Annotated in this window: 14 protein-coding genes; 9 read left to right on the top strand and 5 right to left on the bottom strand. The window is 72.7% G+C overall.

The annotated features are described in order from the left end of the window. Positions 1–11: 11 nt before the first annotated feature. Genes KAK07_RS09465 through KAK07_RS09450 form a run of 4 tightly spaced genes read left to right on the top strand, consistent with a single transcriptional unit; the run spans position 12 to position 3,731 of the window. Positions 12–1,310 (top strand): TRAP transporter large permease, encoded by a 1,299-nt coding sequence (locus tag KAK07_RS09465; protein WP_210857057.1) that lies wholly within the window; start codon positions 12–14, stop codon positions 1,308–1,310. Next, positions 1,310–2,032, top strand: coding sequence for a 5-oxoprolinase subunit PxpB (gene pxpB, locus KAK07_RS09460; protein ID WP_210860419.1), 723 nt, complete (start codon positions 1,310–1,312; stop codon positions 2,030–2,032). The genes KAK07_RS09465 and pxpB overlap by 1 nt, the downstream gene beginning before the upstream one ends. After that, positions 2,029–2,982, top strand: coding sequence for a 5-oxoprolinase subunit C family protein (locus KAK07_RS09455; protein ID WP_210857059.1), 954 nt, complete (start codon positions 2,029–2,031; stop codon positions 2,980–2,982). The genes pxpB and KAK07_RS09455 overlap by 4 nt, the downstream gene beginning before the upstream one ends. Then, complete coding sequence (locus KAK07_RS09450) at positions 2,979–3,731, top strand: LamB/YcsF family protein (protein ID WP_210857060.1); 753 nt, start codon at positions 2,979–2,981, stop codon at positions 3,729–3,731. The genes KAK07_RS09455 and KAK07_RS09450 overlap by 4 nt, the downstream gene beginning before the upstream one ends. Here KAK07_RS09450 and KAK07_RS09445 read toward each other — a convergent pair whose 3' ends face one another. Then, a complete protein-coding gene (locus KAK07_RS09445) occupies positions 3,732–5,378 on the bottom strand; it encodes a tetratricopeptide repeat-containing sulfotransferase family protein (protein WP_210857061.1) in 1,647 nt (548 codons plus the stop codon). 202 nt (positions 5,379–5,580) lie between these two features. Between KAK07_RS09445 and KAK07_RS25230 the strand changes: the two genes are divergently transcribed. Continuing rightward, complete coding sequence (locus KAK07_RS25230; RefSeq protein ID WP_210857062.1) at positions 5,581–7,335, top strand: ATP-binding protein; 1,755 nt, start codon at positions 5,581–5,583, stop codon at positions 7,333–7,335. 16 nt (positions 7,336–7,351) lie between these two features. Here KAK07_RS25230 and KAK07_RS09435 read toward each other — a convergent pair whose 3' ends face one another. Continuing rightward, positions 7,352–8,536 (bottom strand): MnmA/TRMU family protein, encoded by a 1,185-nt coding sequence (locus tag KAK07_RS09435; protein ID WP_210860413.1) that lies wholly within the window; start codon positions 8,534–8,536, stop codon positions 7,352–7,354. Between the two features lie 90 nt (positions 8,537–8,626). Further along, positions 8,627–9,109: an NUDIX domain-containing protein gene (locus KAK07_RS09430; RefSeq protein ID WP_210860411.1), complete on the bottom strand. Its 483-nt coding sequence runs from the start codon at positions 9,107–9,109 to the stop codon at positions 8,627–8,629. 144 nt (positions 9,110–9,253) lie between these two features. Between KAK07_RS09430 and KAK07_RS09425 the strand changes: the two genes are divergently transcribed. From KAK07_RS09425 to KAK07_RS09410, 4 genes are all read left to right on the top strand, one after another. Beyond that, complete coding sequence (locus KAK07_RS09425; protein WP_210860410.1) at positions 9,254–10,843, top strand: Re/Si-specific NAD(P)(+) transhydrogenase subunit alpha; 1,590 nt, start codon at positions 9,254–9,256, stop codon at positions 10,841–10,843. A 28-nt stretch (positions 10,844–10,871) separates the two neighbouring features. Beyond that, complete coding sequence (pntB, locus tag KAK07_RS09420; RefSeq protein ID WP_210857066.1) at positions 10,872–12,287, top strand: Re/Si-specific NAD(P)(+) transhydrogenase subunit beta; 1,416 nt, start codon at positions 10,872–10,874, stop codon at positions 12,285–12,287. Between the two features lie 161 nt (positions 12,288–12,448). Continuing rightward, complete coding sequence (locus tag KAK07_RS09415; protein WP_210857067.1) at positions 12,449–12,670, top strand: hypothetical protein; 222 nt, start codon at positions 12,449–12,451, stop codon at positions 12,668–12,670. A gap of 67 nt (positions 12,671–12,737) precedes the next feature. Beyond that, entirely contained in the window at positions 12,738–13,469 is a 732-nt protein-coding gene (locus tag KAK07_RS09410; protein WP_210857068.1) for a 5'-methylthioadenosine/adenosylhomocysteine nucleosidase, read from the top strand. Positions 13,470–13,475: 6 nt separating this feature from the next. Here the strand turns inward: KAK07_RS09410 and KAK07_RS09405 are convergent, their stop codons facing one another. After that, on the bottom strand, positions 13,476–13,988 hold the full coding sequence (locus tag KAK07_RS09405) for a hypothetical protein (protein WP_210857069.1): 513 nt from the start codon (positions 13,986–13,988) through the stop codon (positions 13,476–13,478). Positions 13,989–14,060: 72 nt separating this feature from the next. Continuing rightward, positions 14,061–16,781: an ATP-binding protein gene (locus KAK07_RS09400; protein WP_210857070.1), complete on the bottom strand. Its 2,721-nt coding sequence runs from the start codon at positions 16,779–16,781 to the stop codon at positions 14,061–14,063. Between the last annotated feature and the right edge of the window lie 55 nt (positions 16,782–16,836).

The following is a 16,836-nucleotide window of genomic DNA, read 5'->3' as shown; positions in this document are numbered from 1 at the left end:
AGGAGCGCTGCATGACCGAACTGAGCCAGGCCGCCATCCTGATGGTGGTCCTCTTCATCGCCCTGGGCCTGGGCCTGTGGGTGGCGCTGGCGCTGCTGGGCTGCGGCCTGGTGGGGCTGCTGCTGTTCACCTCCACGCCGCCGGGGCTGCTGTTCGCCACCACGGTGTGGAGCGCCACCGCCAGCTGGGCGCTGACCGCGCTGCCGCTGTTCATCTGGATGGGCGAGATCCTCTACCGCACCCGGCTGGCCGAGGACATGTTCGCCGGCCTGGGCCCCTGGGTGCGCGGGCTGCCGGGGCGGCTGCTGCATGTCAACGTGATCGGCTGCGGCATCTTCGCCGCGGTCAGCGGCTCGTCGGCGGCCACCGCGGCCACGATCGGCAAGATCACCCTGCCCGAGCTGAAGTCGCGTGGCTATGACGAGGCCATCGCGGTGGGCTCGCTGGCCGGCGCCGGCACGCTGGGCCTGCTGATCCCGCCGTCGATCGTGATGATCGTCTATGGCGTGGCGGCGCAGGTGTCGATCGTCAAGCTGTTCACCGCCGGCGTGCTGCCGGGGCTGATGCTGATGGCCCTGTTCTCCGGCTACATCGCCTTCTGGGCCTGGCGCCACCCGGACCGTGTGCCCGAGGAGGGCGAGTCGGTGCCCATGGTCGAGCGCTTCAAGCGCCTGCGCCTGCTGGCGCCGGTGACGGTGCTCATCATCGCGGTGATCGGCTCGATCTACGCCGGCATCGCCACCGCCACCGAAGCGGCGGCGGTGGGCGTGGTGGGCGCACTGGCGATTGCCGCGGTGGGCGGCTCGCTGACGCGCGCCTCGCTGGCGGCCAGCCTGATGGGCGCGGTACGCACCTCCTGCATGATCGGCTTCATCCTGATGGGCGCGGCCTTCCTGACCAGCGCGATGAGCTTCACCGGCCTGCCGGCCACGGTGGCTGGCTGGATCACTGGCCTGGGCCTGGCGCCCTGGCAGCTGCTGACCGTGCTGACCGCCTTCTTCGTGCTGCTGGGCTGCTTTCTGGACGGCATCTCGATCGTCGTGCTGACCACCGCGGTGCTGATGCCTGCGGTGCAGGCCGCGGGCATCGATCCGCTGTGGTTCGGCATCTACCTGGTGCTGGTGGTGGAGATGGCGCAGATCACGCCGCCGGTGGGCTTCAACCTGTTCGTGATCCAGGGCATCACCGGGCTGCAGCTGTTCACGCTGGCGCGCATGGCCCTGCCCTTCTTCTTCCTGCTGGTGGCGGCCACCGCGCTGATCACCATGTTCCCGCAGATCGTGCTGGTGCTGCCGGCGGCGATGGGTTGATGCGCGAAGCACCAAGCATCGAGCCGCTGGGCGACAGCGCGCTGCGCGTGCGCCTGGGCAGCGAGCCCGACGCGGCCACCGTGGCCCGTGTGCAGGCGGCGGCCCGCACGCTGCGTGAGGCGCCGCCCGCCGGCCTGCGCGAAGTGGTGCCCGCCTACACCACGCTCACGCTGCACTACCGCCCCGAGGCGGTGGCGGGCGAGCCCGACGATCTGCAGCCGCCCTGGCAGCGCCTGGCTGCCCAGGTGCAGGCGCTGCTGCGCCGTCCGCGCCGCCGTGCGGCGGTCGCCGCGCGCGAGGTGGTGGTGCCCGTGTGCTACGGCGGCGAGGCCGGTCCCGACCTGCCCGCGGTGGCCGCGCACTGCGGCCTGAGCGAGGACGAGGTGGTGCGCCGCCACCTGGCCTCGCCGCATGTGGTGTGCCTGCTGGGCTTCGCGCCGGGCTTTCCGTTCATCACCGGCCTGGACACCGCGCTGCGCACCGCGCGCCGCGCCACGCCGCGCACCCGCATCCCGCCGGGCTCGGTGGCGATCGCCCGCGAGCAGACCTGCATCTACCCGCTGGAAACCCCCGGCGGCTGGAACCTGATCGGCCGCACGCCGCTGCGCCTTTTTGACCCCGCTGCCACACCGCCCAGCCGGCTGCGCCCGGGCGACCGGCTGCGCTTCGAGCCGATCGACGCCGAGCGCTTCGCGGCGCTGTGGGCCCAGGAGCGCGCATGATCGAGGTGCTGCACCCCGGCTTGCAGACGCAGCTGCAGGACAGCGGCCGCTGGGGCTGGCAGGCCGACGGCGTGCCGGTGGGCGGTGCGATGGACGGCTGGAGCCACCGCGTGGCCAATCTGCTGGTGGGCAATGCCGACGACGAGGCCACGCTGGAGATCCTGCTGCAGGGCCCGCGCCTGCGCTTTGCGCGCGCCGCCTGCATCGCCCTGGTCGGCGCCGAGCTGCCGCTGACGCTGGATGGCCAGAGCGTCCCTGCCGGTCAGCGCCTGCCCGTGCCGGCCGGCGCCGAGCTGGCCTGTGGTCGCGCCCGCGCCGGCCTGCGCGCCTACCTGGCGGTGCAGGGCGGCTTCGACGTGCCGCCGGTGCTGGGCAGCCGCAGCACCTATGTGCGCGGCGGCTTCGGCGGCTGGCAGGGGCGCGCGCTGCAGGCCGGCGATCGGCTGCCGCTGGGGCCGGCGGGCACCGCGCCGTCATCGATCACGGCCCTGGCGGACACCAGCCCCACGCTGCCTGACGCCGACCGCATCGAGCCCGTGCTGGTGGTTCCCGGCGAGCACTGGGCGGCCTTTCCCGCGGACGTGCGCCGCGCCTTCGGCGCCACCGCCTGGCGCGTCGGGCCGCAGTCCGACCGCATGGGCTACCGTCTTCAAGGCCCGGCGCTGGGCGCGCCGGCGCTGGGCGAGCTGCTCAGCGAGGGCGTGGCCTTCGGCACCGTGCAGGTGCCGCCCGACGGCCAGCCGATCGTGCTGATGGCCGAGCGCCAGAGCACCGGCGGCTACCCCAAGATCGCCCATGTCGCCGCGGTGGACCTGCCGCTGCTGGCGCAGATGGCACCGGGCCAGCGGCTGCGCTTCGAGCTGATCAGCGCCGACCGCGCCCAGGCCCTGCTGGAAGACCGTGAACGCCACCTGGCGCTGCTGCGCCTGGCCCTGCTGGAGACACCGTGAGCACACTCGACCTGAACTGCGACATGGGCGAAGGCTTCGGCGCCTGGACGATGGGCGACGACCTGGCGCTGCTGGACCATGTCAGCTCGGCCAACATCGCCTGCGGCTTCCATGCGGGCGACCCCGCCACGATGCGCCGCGTGGTGGCGGCCGCGGTGCAGCGCGGCGTGGCGGTGGGCGCCCACCCGGGCCTGCCCGACCTGGTGGGCTTCGGCCGGCGCGAGATGAAGGTGAGTCCGGCGGACGCCTACGCGATGACGCTGTACCAGGCCGGCGCGCTGGCCGCCTTCGCCCGCGCCGCCGGCGGCCGGCTGCACCACGTCAAGCCGCACGGCGCGCTCTACAACATGGCCGCCCGCGACCGCGCGCTGGCCGACGCGCTGGCCCAGGCGGTGCACGACCTGGACCCCTCGCTGGTCTTCTACGGCCTGGCCGGCAGCGCGATGGTGGACGCCGCCCGCGCCCGCGGTCTGCGCGTGGCCGAGGAGGTGTTTGCCGACCGCGCCTATGAGGACGACGGCCGCCTGGCCGCGCGCGGCACGCCCGGCGCGATGATCGAGAACGCCGACGCCGCGCTGGCCCAGGTGCGGCTGATGCTGCAGGGCCAGGTGCGGGCGCGCAGCGGCGCACTGGTGGCGCTGCGCGCCGACACCCTGTGCCTGCACGGCGACCAGCCCGGTGCGCTGCACTTTGCGCAGACGCTGCGCGCCGCGCTGGCCACCGACGGGGTGACGGTGCGCGCGCCCTGATCAGTCGCCGCGGGTGGGCGCGTGGGGGCCCAGCGCGTCGAGCAGCGGCCCCAGCCAGGGCTCGAAGGCGCGCCACTGTTCGAGCGCGCCGCCGTGGATCGGCCGGCGCACCTGCTCGGAGCTGGGCGTGGTGACGCCGCGCGGGTTCTCGTGGAAGCGCAGACAGGCGTCATCGAAGGGCAGGTCCAGCGCGTCCAGCAGGCGGCGCGTCTGGCCCTCGGGGTCGGCCACCAGGTCCTCGTAGTGCAGCCGCGTGATGCCACCGGGCAGCACCGCCTGGAAGTGGTCCATCAGCGCCAGGTAGTCGCGGTGGTAGCGGCCCAGCTCGGCCAGGCTGAGCCGACCCTTGCTGCTGAAGGACCTGAAGATCGACAGCGCGCTGGCCACCGGCGCGCGGCGCACCTCGACGATGCGGGCGCGCGGCAGGATCAGCCGGATCAGGCCCAGGTGGAAGAAATTGGCCGGCTTCTTGTCGATGACGACCGGCCGGCCCAGGTGGCGGTGGCGCTGCAGCAGCGCCAGGTAGCGCTCGCCCAGGCCGCGCAGCCGCTCGGGCGGCAGCGCGACCAGCGCCTCCAGCCAGGCGGTGCCCAGCGCGGTGTCCTTGCGGCCGGCCAGCTCGGCGGCGATGGCGCCGATGTAGGGCAGCTCGGCCGTGGCCTCGACCTGCGGGTGGCTGGCCAGGATCTGCTCGACCAGCGTCGAGCCCGAGCGCGGCCGGCTGACGATGAACACCGGCGCCTCGTCCAGGCAGCCGTGGCCGGCGCGCTCGGCGAAGAAGGCGGGCGTGAAGACCGCGCGCTGGCGGGCCACGCCGCGGCTCAGCGTGTCGGGGTCGTAGTCGATGCGCGCGCGCAGCGCAGCCGCGCCCTGGGCATACAGCGCGAACGCGCCCTCGGCATCGCCCGCGTCCTCGCGCGCCTTGGCCAGCGCGTACTGCAGCGCGGCGCGCTCGAGCGCGGGCAGCTCGGGGCGGGCCAGCTGCTGCTGCATGGTCGCCAGCTCGGTGGCGTCGAAGGCGTGGTTGCGCAGGTCGGCCAGCGCCCACCAGGCGGCGCCCAGGGCAGGGCGCAGGCCGCAGGCGCGGCGGTAGGCGGCCACGCACGCGTCGCGCCGGCCCAGCGCGCGCAGCGCATGCCCCAGATCCAGCCAGGACAGCGCGCGCGCCGGGTGGGCATCGGCCAGGCGCTGGTAGATCGCCAGCGCCGCGTCGTGCTCGCCCAGCGCCAGGTGCAGGTGGGCCTGCAGCTCGGCGAAGAGCGGGTGGTCGGGCTCGGCCGCCAGCAGCCGGCGCGACTCGGGCTCGGCCTCGGCGGGCCAGCCCTGCTGGTCCAGCAGCTTGGCCAGGTTGTAGCGTGCGGCACTGAAGTCGGGCTGCGCGGCCACGCAGCGGCGCAACGAGGCGATTGCCTGCGCCGGCCGGCCGGTGCGCAGCTGCGCGCGGGCCTGCAGGTACAGCGCGTCGGCATCGTCGGGCTGGCGCGCCAGGTGCGGTCCGAGCAGCGGCTCGACCAGTGCGTCGCGGCTGGCCTGCAACAGCTCGGCGGCCTGGCGCAGCAGGGGGGTGGACGGCGGCCGCTGCGCAGCCAGGCGCTGCATCGCGCGGGCCCAGGGGTCCGGCGTGGAGGGAGGGGGAGCCACAGGCATCGGCCCGAGTGTATCGATCCGCCCCTGGGTATTCATCAAGCACACCGCTGGCGGGCCGATATACCTTTGAGCCACGCCGTCGCGAGGTGTCCGGTGTTCATCGACGCCCGTGGTGACGGGTCCCGATCCCATGCAGTACCCCCAGCCGCCGACTGACCCAGGCTCAGCACCCTCCATTGACCAGCAGATCGCGCTGGAGCGTGTGAGCGCCATCTACCGCCTGGCGCCCCAGCCCCAACTCGGCGCCGCGGTGTTCGGCATGGTGGTGGCCTGGGCGATGTGGGGTCGGGTCGAGGACGCCTGGGTGCTGGGCTGGCTGGCGTGGCGGCTGCTGATCAGCGCCGTGCGGGCCCTGGACACCGGCCGCTTCGAGAAAGACCCGGACCGGGCGCTGCGCCTGCGCTACTGGCAGACCCGCTTCGACGTGCTGATCACGCTGGACAACCTGTGCTGGGCCGTGATCTCGCTGGTCTTCGTGCCGGCCGTGCATGACACGCTGCTGGGCACCCTGCTGTTCGCCAGTGTGCTGTGCATCACCGCGGTCGGCGTGTTCCTGCTGGTCAGCAGCCTGCGCACGGCCATCATGAACTTCGTGATCATGCTGCTGCCGGTGGTCCTGCAGGCGCTGTGGTCCGGCCACTCGGACGCCTGGATCGTCGTGGCCAGCGTGCTGATCTATGGCGTGGTGCTGACGCAGGAAAGCTGGCGCAGCTGCCGCGACTGGACCGAGATGACACGCCTGCGTCTGGAGGCCGCGTCGGTGGCGGCCGAACGCGAGCAGGCGCGGCAGATCGCGGTCGAGGCCAGCCAGGCCAAGAGCCGCTTCCTGGCCAACATGAGCCACGAGATCCGCACGCCGATGAACGGCATCCTCGGCATGTCCGAGCTGCTGCGCGACACGCCGCTGAACGCCGAGCAGACGCGCTATGTGCAGGCCATCTCCAGTGCCGCCAACGCGCTGCACGAGTTGCTGGGCGACATCCTCGACCTGTCGAAGATCGAAGAGGGCAAGGTGGCGCTGGAGCGGGTCGACTTCGATCCGGCGCTGCTGTTGAGCAGCGTCGCTGCGATCTACCGCGAGCTGGGGCAGGCGCGCGGGGTGACGGTGCTGACCGAGCTGTCGCTGTCGGCCTTGCCCCCGGTCAGCGGCGACCCCACCCGGCTGCGCCAGGTCATGACCAACCTGCTGGGCAATGCGCTCAAGTTCACGCCGTCGGGCACGGTGACGCTGCGCGCTTGCACCGTGGCCCCGCCGGACGGGGACGCCCGACCCTGGCTGCAGGTGTCTGTCCAGGACACCGGGATCGGCATGACGCCCGAGCAGCTGGGCCAGCTGTTCCAGCGCTTCTCGCAGGCCGACAGCTCCACCACCCGCCGCTTCGGCGGCAGCGGCCTGGGCCTGGTGATCTGCCGGCACCTGGTGGTGCTGATGGGCGGCACGATCCATGCCGAGAGCCAGCCCGGCCAGGGCAGCCGGTTCTGGTTCGAGGTGCCGCTGGCGCGGGCCGAGCGCCCCGCAGGCGAGGCCGCCGCGGTCGCAGACCCCGCAGGGGGCGCCGACGCCAGCGCCCCGCGCCCCGCGCGCGTTCTGGTGGTGGAAGACAACGCCGTGAACTGCATGGTGGTCCAGGCCATGCTGGAGCGCATGGGCATGTCGGTGGTGCTGGCCAGTGATGGCGCGCAGGCGGTGGCCGCAGTGCAGTCCCAGGCCGTCGATCTGGTGCTGATGGACTGCCAGATGCCGGTGATGGACGGCTACGAGGCCACGCGCCGGATCCGGACCACTGACTCTCCGAGGGCCCGTGTGCCGATCATCGCGCTGACCGCGCATGCGCTGGCCGAGGACCGCGACCGCTGCGAGGCCGCCGGCATGGACGACTACCTGCCCAAGCCCGTCACCGCCGAGGCCCTGGGCCGCATGCTGCGGCGGCATCTGGGCCCGCCCGAAGCGGCCTGAGGCGGCCTGAGGCCCTTCAGGCCAGCTCGGCCGAGGCGATCACGCCGCCGCCCAGGCACACCTCGCCGTCGTAGACCACCGCCGACTGCCCCGGCGTGACCGCCCACTGCGGCTGGGCGAACAGCAGCGACAGGCCGGCGGGCGAATGGTCCAGCGCACAGGCGGCGTCGGTCTGGCGGTAGCGGGTCTTGGCGCCATAGCCGCCGGCGCGCGGCGCCTGTCCGGCCACCCAGCTGAGGTCGTCGGCCACCAGACTGCGGTACTGCAGCCAGGGGTGCTCGTGGCCCTGCACCACCACCAGCGCGTTGCGGTCCAGGTCCTTGCGGGCGACGAACCAGGGCAGGTGCTCGCCGCCGCCGCGCGGCGCCTTCTTGTCCTTCACGCCACCGATGCCCAGGCCCTGGCGCTGGCCCAGCGTGTAGAAGCTCAGGCCCACGTGCTCACCCAGTTTGCGGCCCCGGTCGTCGACGATCGGGCCGGGCGCGTGGCTGAGATACCGGTTGAGGAACTCGCGGAACGGCCGCTCGCCGATGAAGCAGATGCCGGTCGAGTCCTTCTTCTTCGCATTGGGCAGGCCGATCTCTTCCGCGATGCGGCGCACCTCGGTCTTGGGCAGCTCGCCCACCGGGAACAGCGTCCTGGCCAGCTGGGCCTGGTTCAGGCGGTGCAGGAAGTAGCTCTGGTCCTTCAGCGGATCCAGCCCCTTGAGCAGCTGGAACGACGTCCCCGACGCGGTCGGGCCTTCGCCGGGCCGCCCCAAGGAGGCCCGCGCCCCCTCGGGGGGCAGGAGCGAAGCGACGTGGGGGCACTCACGCACGCGCGCATAGTGGCCGGTGGCGATCTTCTCGGCGCCCAGGCGCATCGCATGGTCCAGGAAGGCCTTGAACTTGATCTCGGCGTTGCACAGCACGTCGGGGTTGGGCGTGCGGCCGGCCTGGTACTCGCGCAGGAACTCGGCGAAGACGCGGTCCTTGTACTCGGCGGCGAAGTTGACGTGCTCGATCTCGATGCCGATGACATCGGCCACCGCCGCCGCATCGACGAAGTCGACGTTCGACGAGCAGTACTCGCTGTCGTCGTCGTCTTCCCAGTTCTTCATGAAGATGCCGACGACCTCGTGCCCCTGCTGCTTGAGCAGCCAGGCCGAGACCGCGGAATCGACGCCGCCGGACAGGCCGACGACCACGCGTTGCTTGTGCATGGCGGGATTGTCGCCGGGGCCCCGGCGTCAATCATCCCGGGGCGGCTTTTCACATCATGCAACGACCGCGGGGTCGGGAAATCCCGGTGCCTATTTGTGCAGCAGCTTGACGCTCTCGTGCATGTGCAGCAAATCGAGCGCACAACCGCGTCCTGCGGCGTGATCGTCGATGCTGCATTGCAGCATTGGACTGCGATGGCGGGGGGCGCAGGCGCGCAGTTCGTCCAGGCTCATCCACAGCGTGCGCTCGATCGGTTCGTCCAATACCCGCCCGGGCACCGGCTCGCCCACGGTGCCGGCGATCGCGAAGCGCAGGTAGGTGATGTCCTCGCCGGTGCTGGCGCGCTGCATTCTCCCCAGGTAAACCCCGACCACGTGGGTGGGCGTGAAGGCGCGCGCGGTCTCTTCCAGCGCCTCGCGCACCACCGCCTCGACGATGGACTCGCCGGGGTCCAGGTGGCCGGCCGGGTTGTTGAGTTTCAGGCCCTCGGGCGTGCGCTCCTCGACCAGCAGGTAACGGCCCTCGCGCTCGATGATCGCGGCCACGGTGACGCTTGGTTTCCAACGTTCCATCGGACCATCTTAGAGCCCGGGCAAACCGCCGGACGACAGCCCCCGGCGATTGGTTAAGCTAGGCGGCAAACGACAGGGGCGCCGAGGCCGCCGCGATGATGCGGCGCCGCCGCCCCTGCACAGTGGACGTTGGAGAGGAGAGTCATGGCTCTGTTGATCGGGGTGCCGCGCGAGACCGCGGCCGGGGAAAAGCGCGTCGCGACCGTGCCGGACGTGGTCGAGAAGCTCATCAAGCTGGGTTTCTCGGTGGCGGTGGAAACCGGCGCCGGCGAGGCCGCCAATTGCGCTGATGACACCTACCGCGCCGCCGGCGCCACGGTGCTGGGCAGCGCGGCCGAGCTGTGGGGCACGGCCGACATCGTCTTCAAGGTGCGCCCGCCCACGCTGGACGAGGTGGCGCTGCTGCGCCCTGGCGCCACGCTGATCGGCTTCGTCTGGCCGGCGCAGAACCCCGAGCTGATGGCCGCGCTGCAGGCCAGGCAGGTCACCGCGCTGGCGATCGACTGCCTGCCGCGCCAGCTCAGCCGCGCCCAGAAGATGGACGCGCTGACCTCGCAGGCCGGCGTCAGCGGCTACCGCGCGGTGATCGAGGCGGCCAACGCCTTCGGCCGCTTCTTCAACGGCCAGATCACCGCCGCCGGCAAGGTGCCGCCGGCCAAGGTCTTCATCGCCGGTGCCGGCGTGGCCGGCCTGGCGGCCATCGGCACCGCCGCCAACCTGGGCGCGATCGTGCGCGCCAACGACACCCGCGCCGAGGTGGCCGACCAGGTGGTCTCGCTGGGCGGCGAGTTCGTCAAGGTCGACTACGAGGAAGAGGGCTCGGGCGGCGGCGGCTACGCCAAGGTGATGAGCGAGGGCTTCCAGGCCGCGCAGCGCGCGATGTACGCGCAGCAGGCCCGCGAGGTGGACATCATCATCACCACCGCGCTGATCCCCGGCAAGCCGGCGCCCAAGCTGATCACCGCCGAGATGGTGGCGACCATGAAGCCCGGCAGCGTGATCGTCGACATGGCCGCCGAGCAGGGCGGCAACTGCGAGTTGACCGTGCCCGGCCAGGCCGTGGTGCGCCATGGCGTGACCATCGTCGGCTACACCGACCTGGCCAGCCGCCTGGCCAAGCAGAGCTCCACGCTGTACAGCACCAACCTGCTGCGCCTGACCGAGGAGCTGTGCAAGACCAAGGATGGCGTCATCAACGTCAACTTCGAGGACGACGCCATCCGCGGTCTGACGGTGGTGAAGAACGGCGAGCTGACCTGGCCCGCCCCGGCGCCCAAGCTGCCGCCACCCCCGCCGGCCAAGGCCGCCGCGGTGGCCGCGCCCAAGGCAGCGGCCCATGGCCATGGCCCGGGCGAGCCGATGAAGGGCAGCACGCTGGCCATCGTCTTTGCCGTGGGCGCCGTGCTGTTCGCGCTGGTGGGTCTGTACGCGCCGGCGGCCTTCCTGTCGCACTTCACGGTCTTCGTGCTGGCCTGCTTCGTGGGCTACATGGTGGTCTGGAACGTCACGCCCTCGCTGCACACCCCGCTGATGAGCGTGACCAACGCGATCAGCTCGATCATCGCCATCGGCGCGCTGATCCAGGTGGCGCCGCCGCTGGACGCCACCGGCGCGGCCGACCGGCCCCACGGCCTGATCCTGGGCTGCGCGGTGGTCGCCCTGGTGCTGACCGCGGTGAACATGTTCGGTGGCTTTGCGGTCACGCGCCGCATGCTGGCCATGTTCCGCAAGTGATCGTCAGAACAAGAACAAGGAACCGGACATGACTTCCAGCCTCGCAACCGTGGCCTACATCGGCGCCACCATCCTCTTCATCCTCAGCCTGGGCGGGCTGTCGAACCCCGAAACCGCCCGCCGCGGCAACCTGTTCGGCATGGTCGGCATGACCATCGCGGTGCTGGCCACGGTGCTGGGTCCGCGCGTCACCGCGGCCGGCGTGCCCTACATCGTCGGCGCCCTGGTGGTGGGCGGCAGCATCGGCCTCTTCGCCGCGAAGAAGGTGCAGATGACGCAGATGCCCGAGCTGGTGGCGCTGATGCACAGCCTGGTGGGCCTGGCGGCCTGCCTGGTGGGCTTCGCCAGCTATGTGGACACCTCCACCGTCTTCGCCACGCCGGCCGAGAAGGCCATCCACGAGGTCGAGATCTACATCGGCATCCTGATCGGCGCGGTCACCTTCTCGGGCTCGATCGTCGCGTTCGGCAAGCTCTCGGGCCGCATCGGCGGCAAGCCGCTGCTGCTGCCGGGGCGCCACTGGCTCAACCTGGCGGGTCTGCTGGTGGTGATCTGGTTCGGCCGCGAGTTCCTCAACGCCCACGACATCGCTTCGGGCATGACGCCGCTGCTGGTGATGACCGTGGTGGCGCTGCTGTTCGGCGTGCACATGGTGATGGCCATCGGCGGCGCCGACATGCCGGTGGTGGTGTCGATGCTCAACAGCTACTCCGGCTGGGCCGCCGCGGCCACCGGCTTCATGCTCAGCAACGACCTGCTGATCGTGGTGGGCGCGCTGGTGGGCTCCTCGGGCGCCATCCTCAGCTACATCATGTGCCGGGCGATGAACCGCAACTTCATCAGCGTGATCGCCGGCGGCTTCGGCGGCGGCGCGCCGGCGCCCAAGGCTGCCGGTGGCGCGGCCGAGCCGCAGGGCGAGGTCTCGCCGATCAGCGCGGCCGAGACGGCCGAGCTGCTGCGCGAATCGAAGAGCGTGATCATCGTCCCCGGCTACGGCATGGCCGTGGCCCAGGCCCAGCACACGGTGTTCGAGATCACCAAGCTGCTGCGCGAGAAGGGCGTGAACGTGCGCTTCGGCATCCACCCGGTGGCCGGCCGCATGCCGGGCCACATGAACGTGCTGCTGGCCGAAGCCAAGGTGCCCTACGACATCGTGCTGGAGATGGACGAGATCAACGAGGACTTCCCGGACACCGACGTGACCATGGTGATCGGCGCCAACGACATCGTGAACCCGGCCGCCCAGGATGACCCCGGCAGCCCGATCGCCGGCATGCCGGTGCTCGAGGTCTGGAAGGCCCGCACCAGCATCGTCATGAAGCGCTCGATGGCCAGCGGCTACGCCGGCGTGGACAACCCGCTGTTCTACAAGGACAACAACCGCATGCTGTTCGGCGACGCCAAGAAGATGCTCGACGAGGTGCTGGGCGCGCTGAAAGCCTGAGCGCGGCGGCGGGAATCTGACCTTCCTGGATCTGGATCAAGGCCTAAAATAAGGGTTAATGCTAGGTCGCGTCACGGCGCGGCCGACCCACCCGGTTCCTTCATCCTCCCGGAGATTGTCTTGAGCGTCCTGAGCTTCCCCCGCACCGCCGAGGTGTCCGCATGACCCCCGCCCAACTCGCCCTGGGCGTCGCCGGCGTGGTCGGCGTCTTCAACGCCGCCTTCTTCAGCGTCGTGGCCTATGAAATCAGCGGCCACTCGGTGGCCGCCGGTGCCGCCGGCGCCCTGATCATCCTGGTGGCCGAAGCGCTGCTGGTGAAGAACCTGGGCCCGAAGATCGGCGCCCAGCTCAACGAGAGCCTGGCCCCGGCCAACGGTTCCTGAGCGGTCTCGCGCTCCAGCCGAGGCGCCCGCGGGGCGCCTTTTTCATGGCCGACGCACAATCGCGGCCATGACCCTTGCGATCGTCAGCGCCCTGCCCGACGAGCTGGCTGCGCTGCAGGCCCGGCTGGATGTCGACCATGTCAGCACCCTGGCCGGCCGCAGGCTGCACCGCGGCCGACTGGCTGGCCATGACGTCATCCTGGTGCTCAGCGGCATCGGCAAGGTGGCCGCGGCCACCACCGCGGCGCTGCTGCTGGACCGCTTCGACGTGCAGGCGCTGCTGTTCACCGGCGTGGCCGGCGGCCTGGGGCCGGGCGTGGCGGTTGGCGATGTGGTGGTGGGCCGGCAGTTCCTGCAGCACGACATGGACGCCTCGCCGCTGTTCCCGCGCTGGGAGGTGCCGATGACCGGGCGCAGCCGCTTCGACGCTGACGGCGCCTGGTCCGCCCGCCTGGTCACCGGTGCCGCCGCGGTGCTGGCGGCTGAGCACCCGGCGCTGGCCTCGTTCGGCATCGCTGCGCCCCGCGTGCACCAGGGCCTGGTGGTCAGCGGCGACCGCTTCGTCAGCTCAGCCGCCGAGTGCGCGCGCCTGCAGGCCGAGCTGCCTGACGCGCTGGCGGTGGAGATGGAAGGCGCCGCGCTGGCGCAGGTGGCGCATGACTTCGGCCGCCCCTGCGCGGTGCTGCGCACCATCTCCGACCGCGCCGACGACGCGGCGCATGTCGACTTCCCGCGCTTCCTGCGCGAGGTGGCGGCCGAGTACGCGCGCGACATCGTGCTGGCGGCGCTGGCCGCCTGAGGCGGCTCAGCGCGGCCGTGCGCGCAACTCGCCGCGGCCCAGGCCGGGCGCGGCGGCCGTGCCCATCGGGACCAGCGACGCGGTGAAGCTGCGCTTGCCGCTGTCGCACAGCTGGACCAGCTTGGTCGAGCTGTCGAGGTCGACGAATTCCGGCGTGCGGCCCAGGAAGCTGCCGCTGATCTGGTCGCCGGCGCCATTGAACTTCAGGCTCCAGCTCTGGTAGAGCGCGTTGCCGCGGACCTCGAAGCTGGCCTTGCGGGCGACGATGGACTGGGACACACCGGCGCCCCAGCCCACCCAGCGGCCCGGGCCGGACTTGGTGCAGGTGGCGATGTAGCCGATGCCGACCTCGTGCACCCGGGGCTGGCCGAATTCGTCGAGCTCGACCTTGATCGTCAGCGAGTCGCCGGCATCGGTGAGCCCTTCATAGGTGCCGACCTGCTGGGCCTGGGCCAGCGGTGCGCTCAGGCCCAGCAGCAGGGCGGCGGGGCGCAGGACAGGGTGCAGCGAGGGGAACATGGAGACCTCCGGAGTTGGGTTGATTGACGCCGCCACGCGGCTGGCGCAGCCATGCTGCCGCGCAGGCGTTCGTCAATCGTTAGCCAGCGCGCGCGCCACGGCCTCGTCGAGCGTCCAGCCCTCGGCGCTGGCCCACAGTCGCCGGGCCAGCGCCGGCTCGCCCTTCGCCGCCGCCAGCCGCCGCACCCGGCGCACGAAACGGCGCTCGGCGGCGGTGAGGCGGCCGTAGTGGCGGTCCCACCAGGCGGCGGCAAAGGCCAGCAGCTGCAGCGCCAGCGGCGCCTGCCCCGGCAGACGGACCAGTGCGCGGGGCAGGTTCCACAGCGCATAGGCCAGGTCCACGCCGGAGCGCACCGCCCAGGCCTGGCGCACCGCCTCGCGCAGGCTGGTGGCCGCGTCGGCGGGGCGGCGCAGGCGCAGCAGCAGGTTGCCGCGGCTGTTGTGCACGCTGCTGAGCACCTCCCAGTCGCCCAGCAGCGCGGCCTGCCGCGCCACCGCGTCCAGGCCGGCGAGCGCCTCGTCGGCCTGGTGGCGCCGGGCCTGCCAGGTGGCCAGGCGCAGCCGGCAGGATTGCTGCAGATGGGCGTTGCCGCCGGCCTCGGCCGCCGCCAGGGCCTGCTGCAGCGCCTGCCCGGCGCGCTCGGCATCGTGGTCATGGAACTCGGCCACACCGGCGGCGATGTGCAGCAGCTGGGCGCGCAGCGACGCGGCATCGGCGGGCACGGCCGCCAGTGCGCGCGCCAGGTGGCGGCGCAGGCGCGGCCCGTCCTCGCAGGTCCGCCAGTCCAGCGCCAGCAGGGTCCATCGGGCCAGCGTGCGCGCCGGCGGTCCGGCCCGGCGTGACGCCGACAGCGCGGCCCGCGCCTGAGTCCGCGCCTGCGCCTGATGGCCCGCCAGGTGCCACTGCCAGGCCAGGGCCGCGGTCGCCTCGGACAGCAGCCCGGGCCGCGTGCACGACGGCAACAGCGCCTGCAGCCGGGTCAGCGTGGGCGCATCCAGGTGCAGGTCCTGCAAGGCGGGGCGCCAGGCGGCCAGCCAGCGGGCGGCGACCTCGCCGTCGGCGTCGTCCAGGGCACGGCCCAGATGGGGCAGGCGCGTGCGGGCCTCGGACAGCGGCGGCGTGGGGGGCCAGGTCTCGGCCCAGTCCAGCAGCCCCGTGCGCAGGCGCTGGCGCAGCACGACCCGCTCGTCGGCCGTCAACTGAGCCGCCGCGAACTGCCGCACCGGCACCGACATCAGGTAGCGGGCCGGCTCACCCGGGTGCGCCGTGGGCAGGCTGTTCAGCAGCGACTGGCTGACCAGCTCGTCCAGCGCCGCGGCCAGCGCCACCGGCCCCAGCGCCGGGTCGGCCAGCGCCTGGGCCAGTCCGCGGCTGAACGGCGCCGACAGGCTGCCCAGGGTCGCGGCCAGCGCCGCCAGCGGCGGCGACAGCAGACGCCAGCTCCAGGCCACCACATCGCGCAGGCTGGCCTGGCGCTCGGACGCGGCCGAGCGCGCACGGCCCACCAGGTCCAGCGAGGCCGAGTCCGTGTCGGCCAGCAGCAGCGTCAGCAACTCGGCCGGGGGCAGGCTGCGCACCCGGGCCGCGGCCAATTCCAGCGCCAGCGGCAGGCTGTCCAGCGCACCGACCAGGGCCCGCACCGCCGCGGCGTTGCCCGGCGTGAGGTGGAAGTCCGGGCGCACCGCCCGGGCGCGGTCGACGAACAAGGCCACCGCCGGGTGCCGGGCCAGCACCTCCAGCGCGGCGTCCGCGGCGGGCAGCGGGCCCAGCGCCGGCGGCGACAGCTCCAGCGCCCCCGCCAGCGTCAGCCCGCGGCGCGAGGTGACCAGCACCCGCAGCAGCGGCGAGGTCTGCAGCCACTGGCTCAACCGGGCATCGGCGGCGGGCGGCAGCTGCTCGAAGTTGTCCAGCACCAGCCAGCCGTCGGTGGCGGCCAGACGCTCGGCCAGTGGCTGCGCGGTGGGCGTGGGGTCGGCCAGCGCGGCCGACACCGCCGCCTCCAGGGCTGCCAGGTCGCTGCAGGCACTCAGGTCGACGAACTGCACCGGCACGCCCGGCGGCAGGCCCCGCATCAGCTCGACGGCGCAGCGCGTCTTGCCCGCGCCGCCTGGTCCGCGCAGCACCAGGGCCGACGTGGCATCCAGCGCCGAGCGCAGCCGTGACAGCGCGATGTCGTCGGCAAAGAAGCGGCTCAGGTAGCGCGGCAGCGCCCCCCGGCGCGGCCGCGACAGCTCGGGCGCGGGCTGCGGGTGCGGCGCGGCCGCCGCCGCGGGCGGCTCGGGCTGGCGCTCGGTCAGTCGATCGTGCAGCGCCTGCAGGCGCAGGCGCTCGTCGACCACCCAGTCGTCGTAGACGCCGGGCAGCAGCTCCCCCGCGTAGAGCGCCAGGGCGTCGGCGTCGCGGCGGCTGGAGAGCAGCCGCTCGAAGTCGTGGGCGTCGCAGCCCAGTGCGCCCGGCAGCAGGCGCAGCGCGTGGCGGTCGGCCTGCAGCACCGCCGGCGCACCGGCCGGCTCCAGCAGCGCGCGCAAGGTGGACAGCACCTGGCGCAGGCGGTTGCGGCCGACATCGGTGGCCACGCCGGGCCAGAGCAGCTCGACCAGTTCCTCGCGCGGATGGACGCGCCGCGGCCACAGCGCCAGGCGCGCCAGCAGCAGCAGCGCGGCACGGCTGGGCCAGCGGCGCAGCTCACTGCCCTGACCGCCGTCCAGCGTGGACCCGCCCAGCAGGCGCAGGTACCAGCGCGGTGCGGCGCGGGTGGTTGGCTCGGGGGCGGCAGGTTCGGTCGGCTGCATCAGAGCCGGACACTACAAGAAAAAAGGCCCGCCAGTGGCGGGCCCTTGCTCAGCG

This window comes from Ideonella alba (genome assembly GCF_018069875.1).
Lineage (GTDB): Bacteria > Pseudomonadota > Gammaproteobacteria > Burkholderiales > Burkholderiaceae_C > Ideonella > Ideonella alba.
This window is presented reverse-complemented; position numbering and strand designations above follow the sequence as displayed.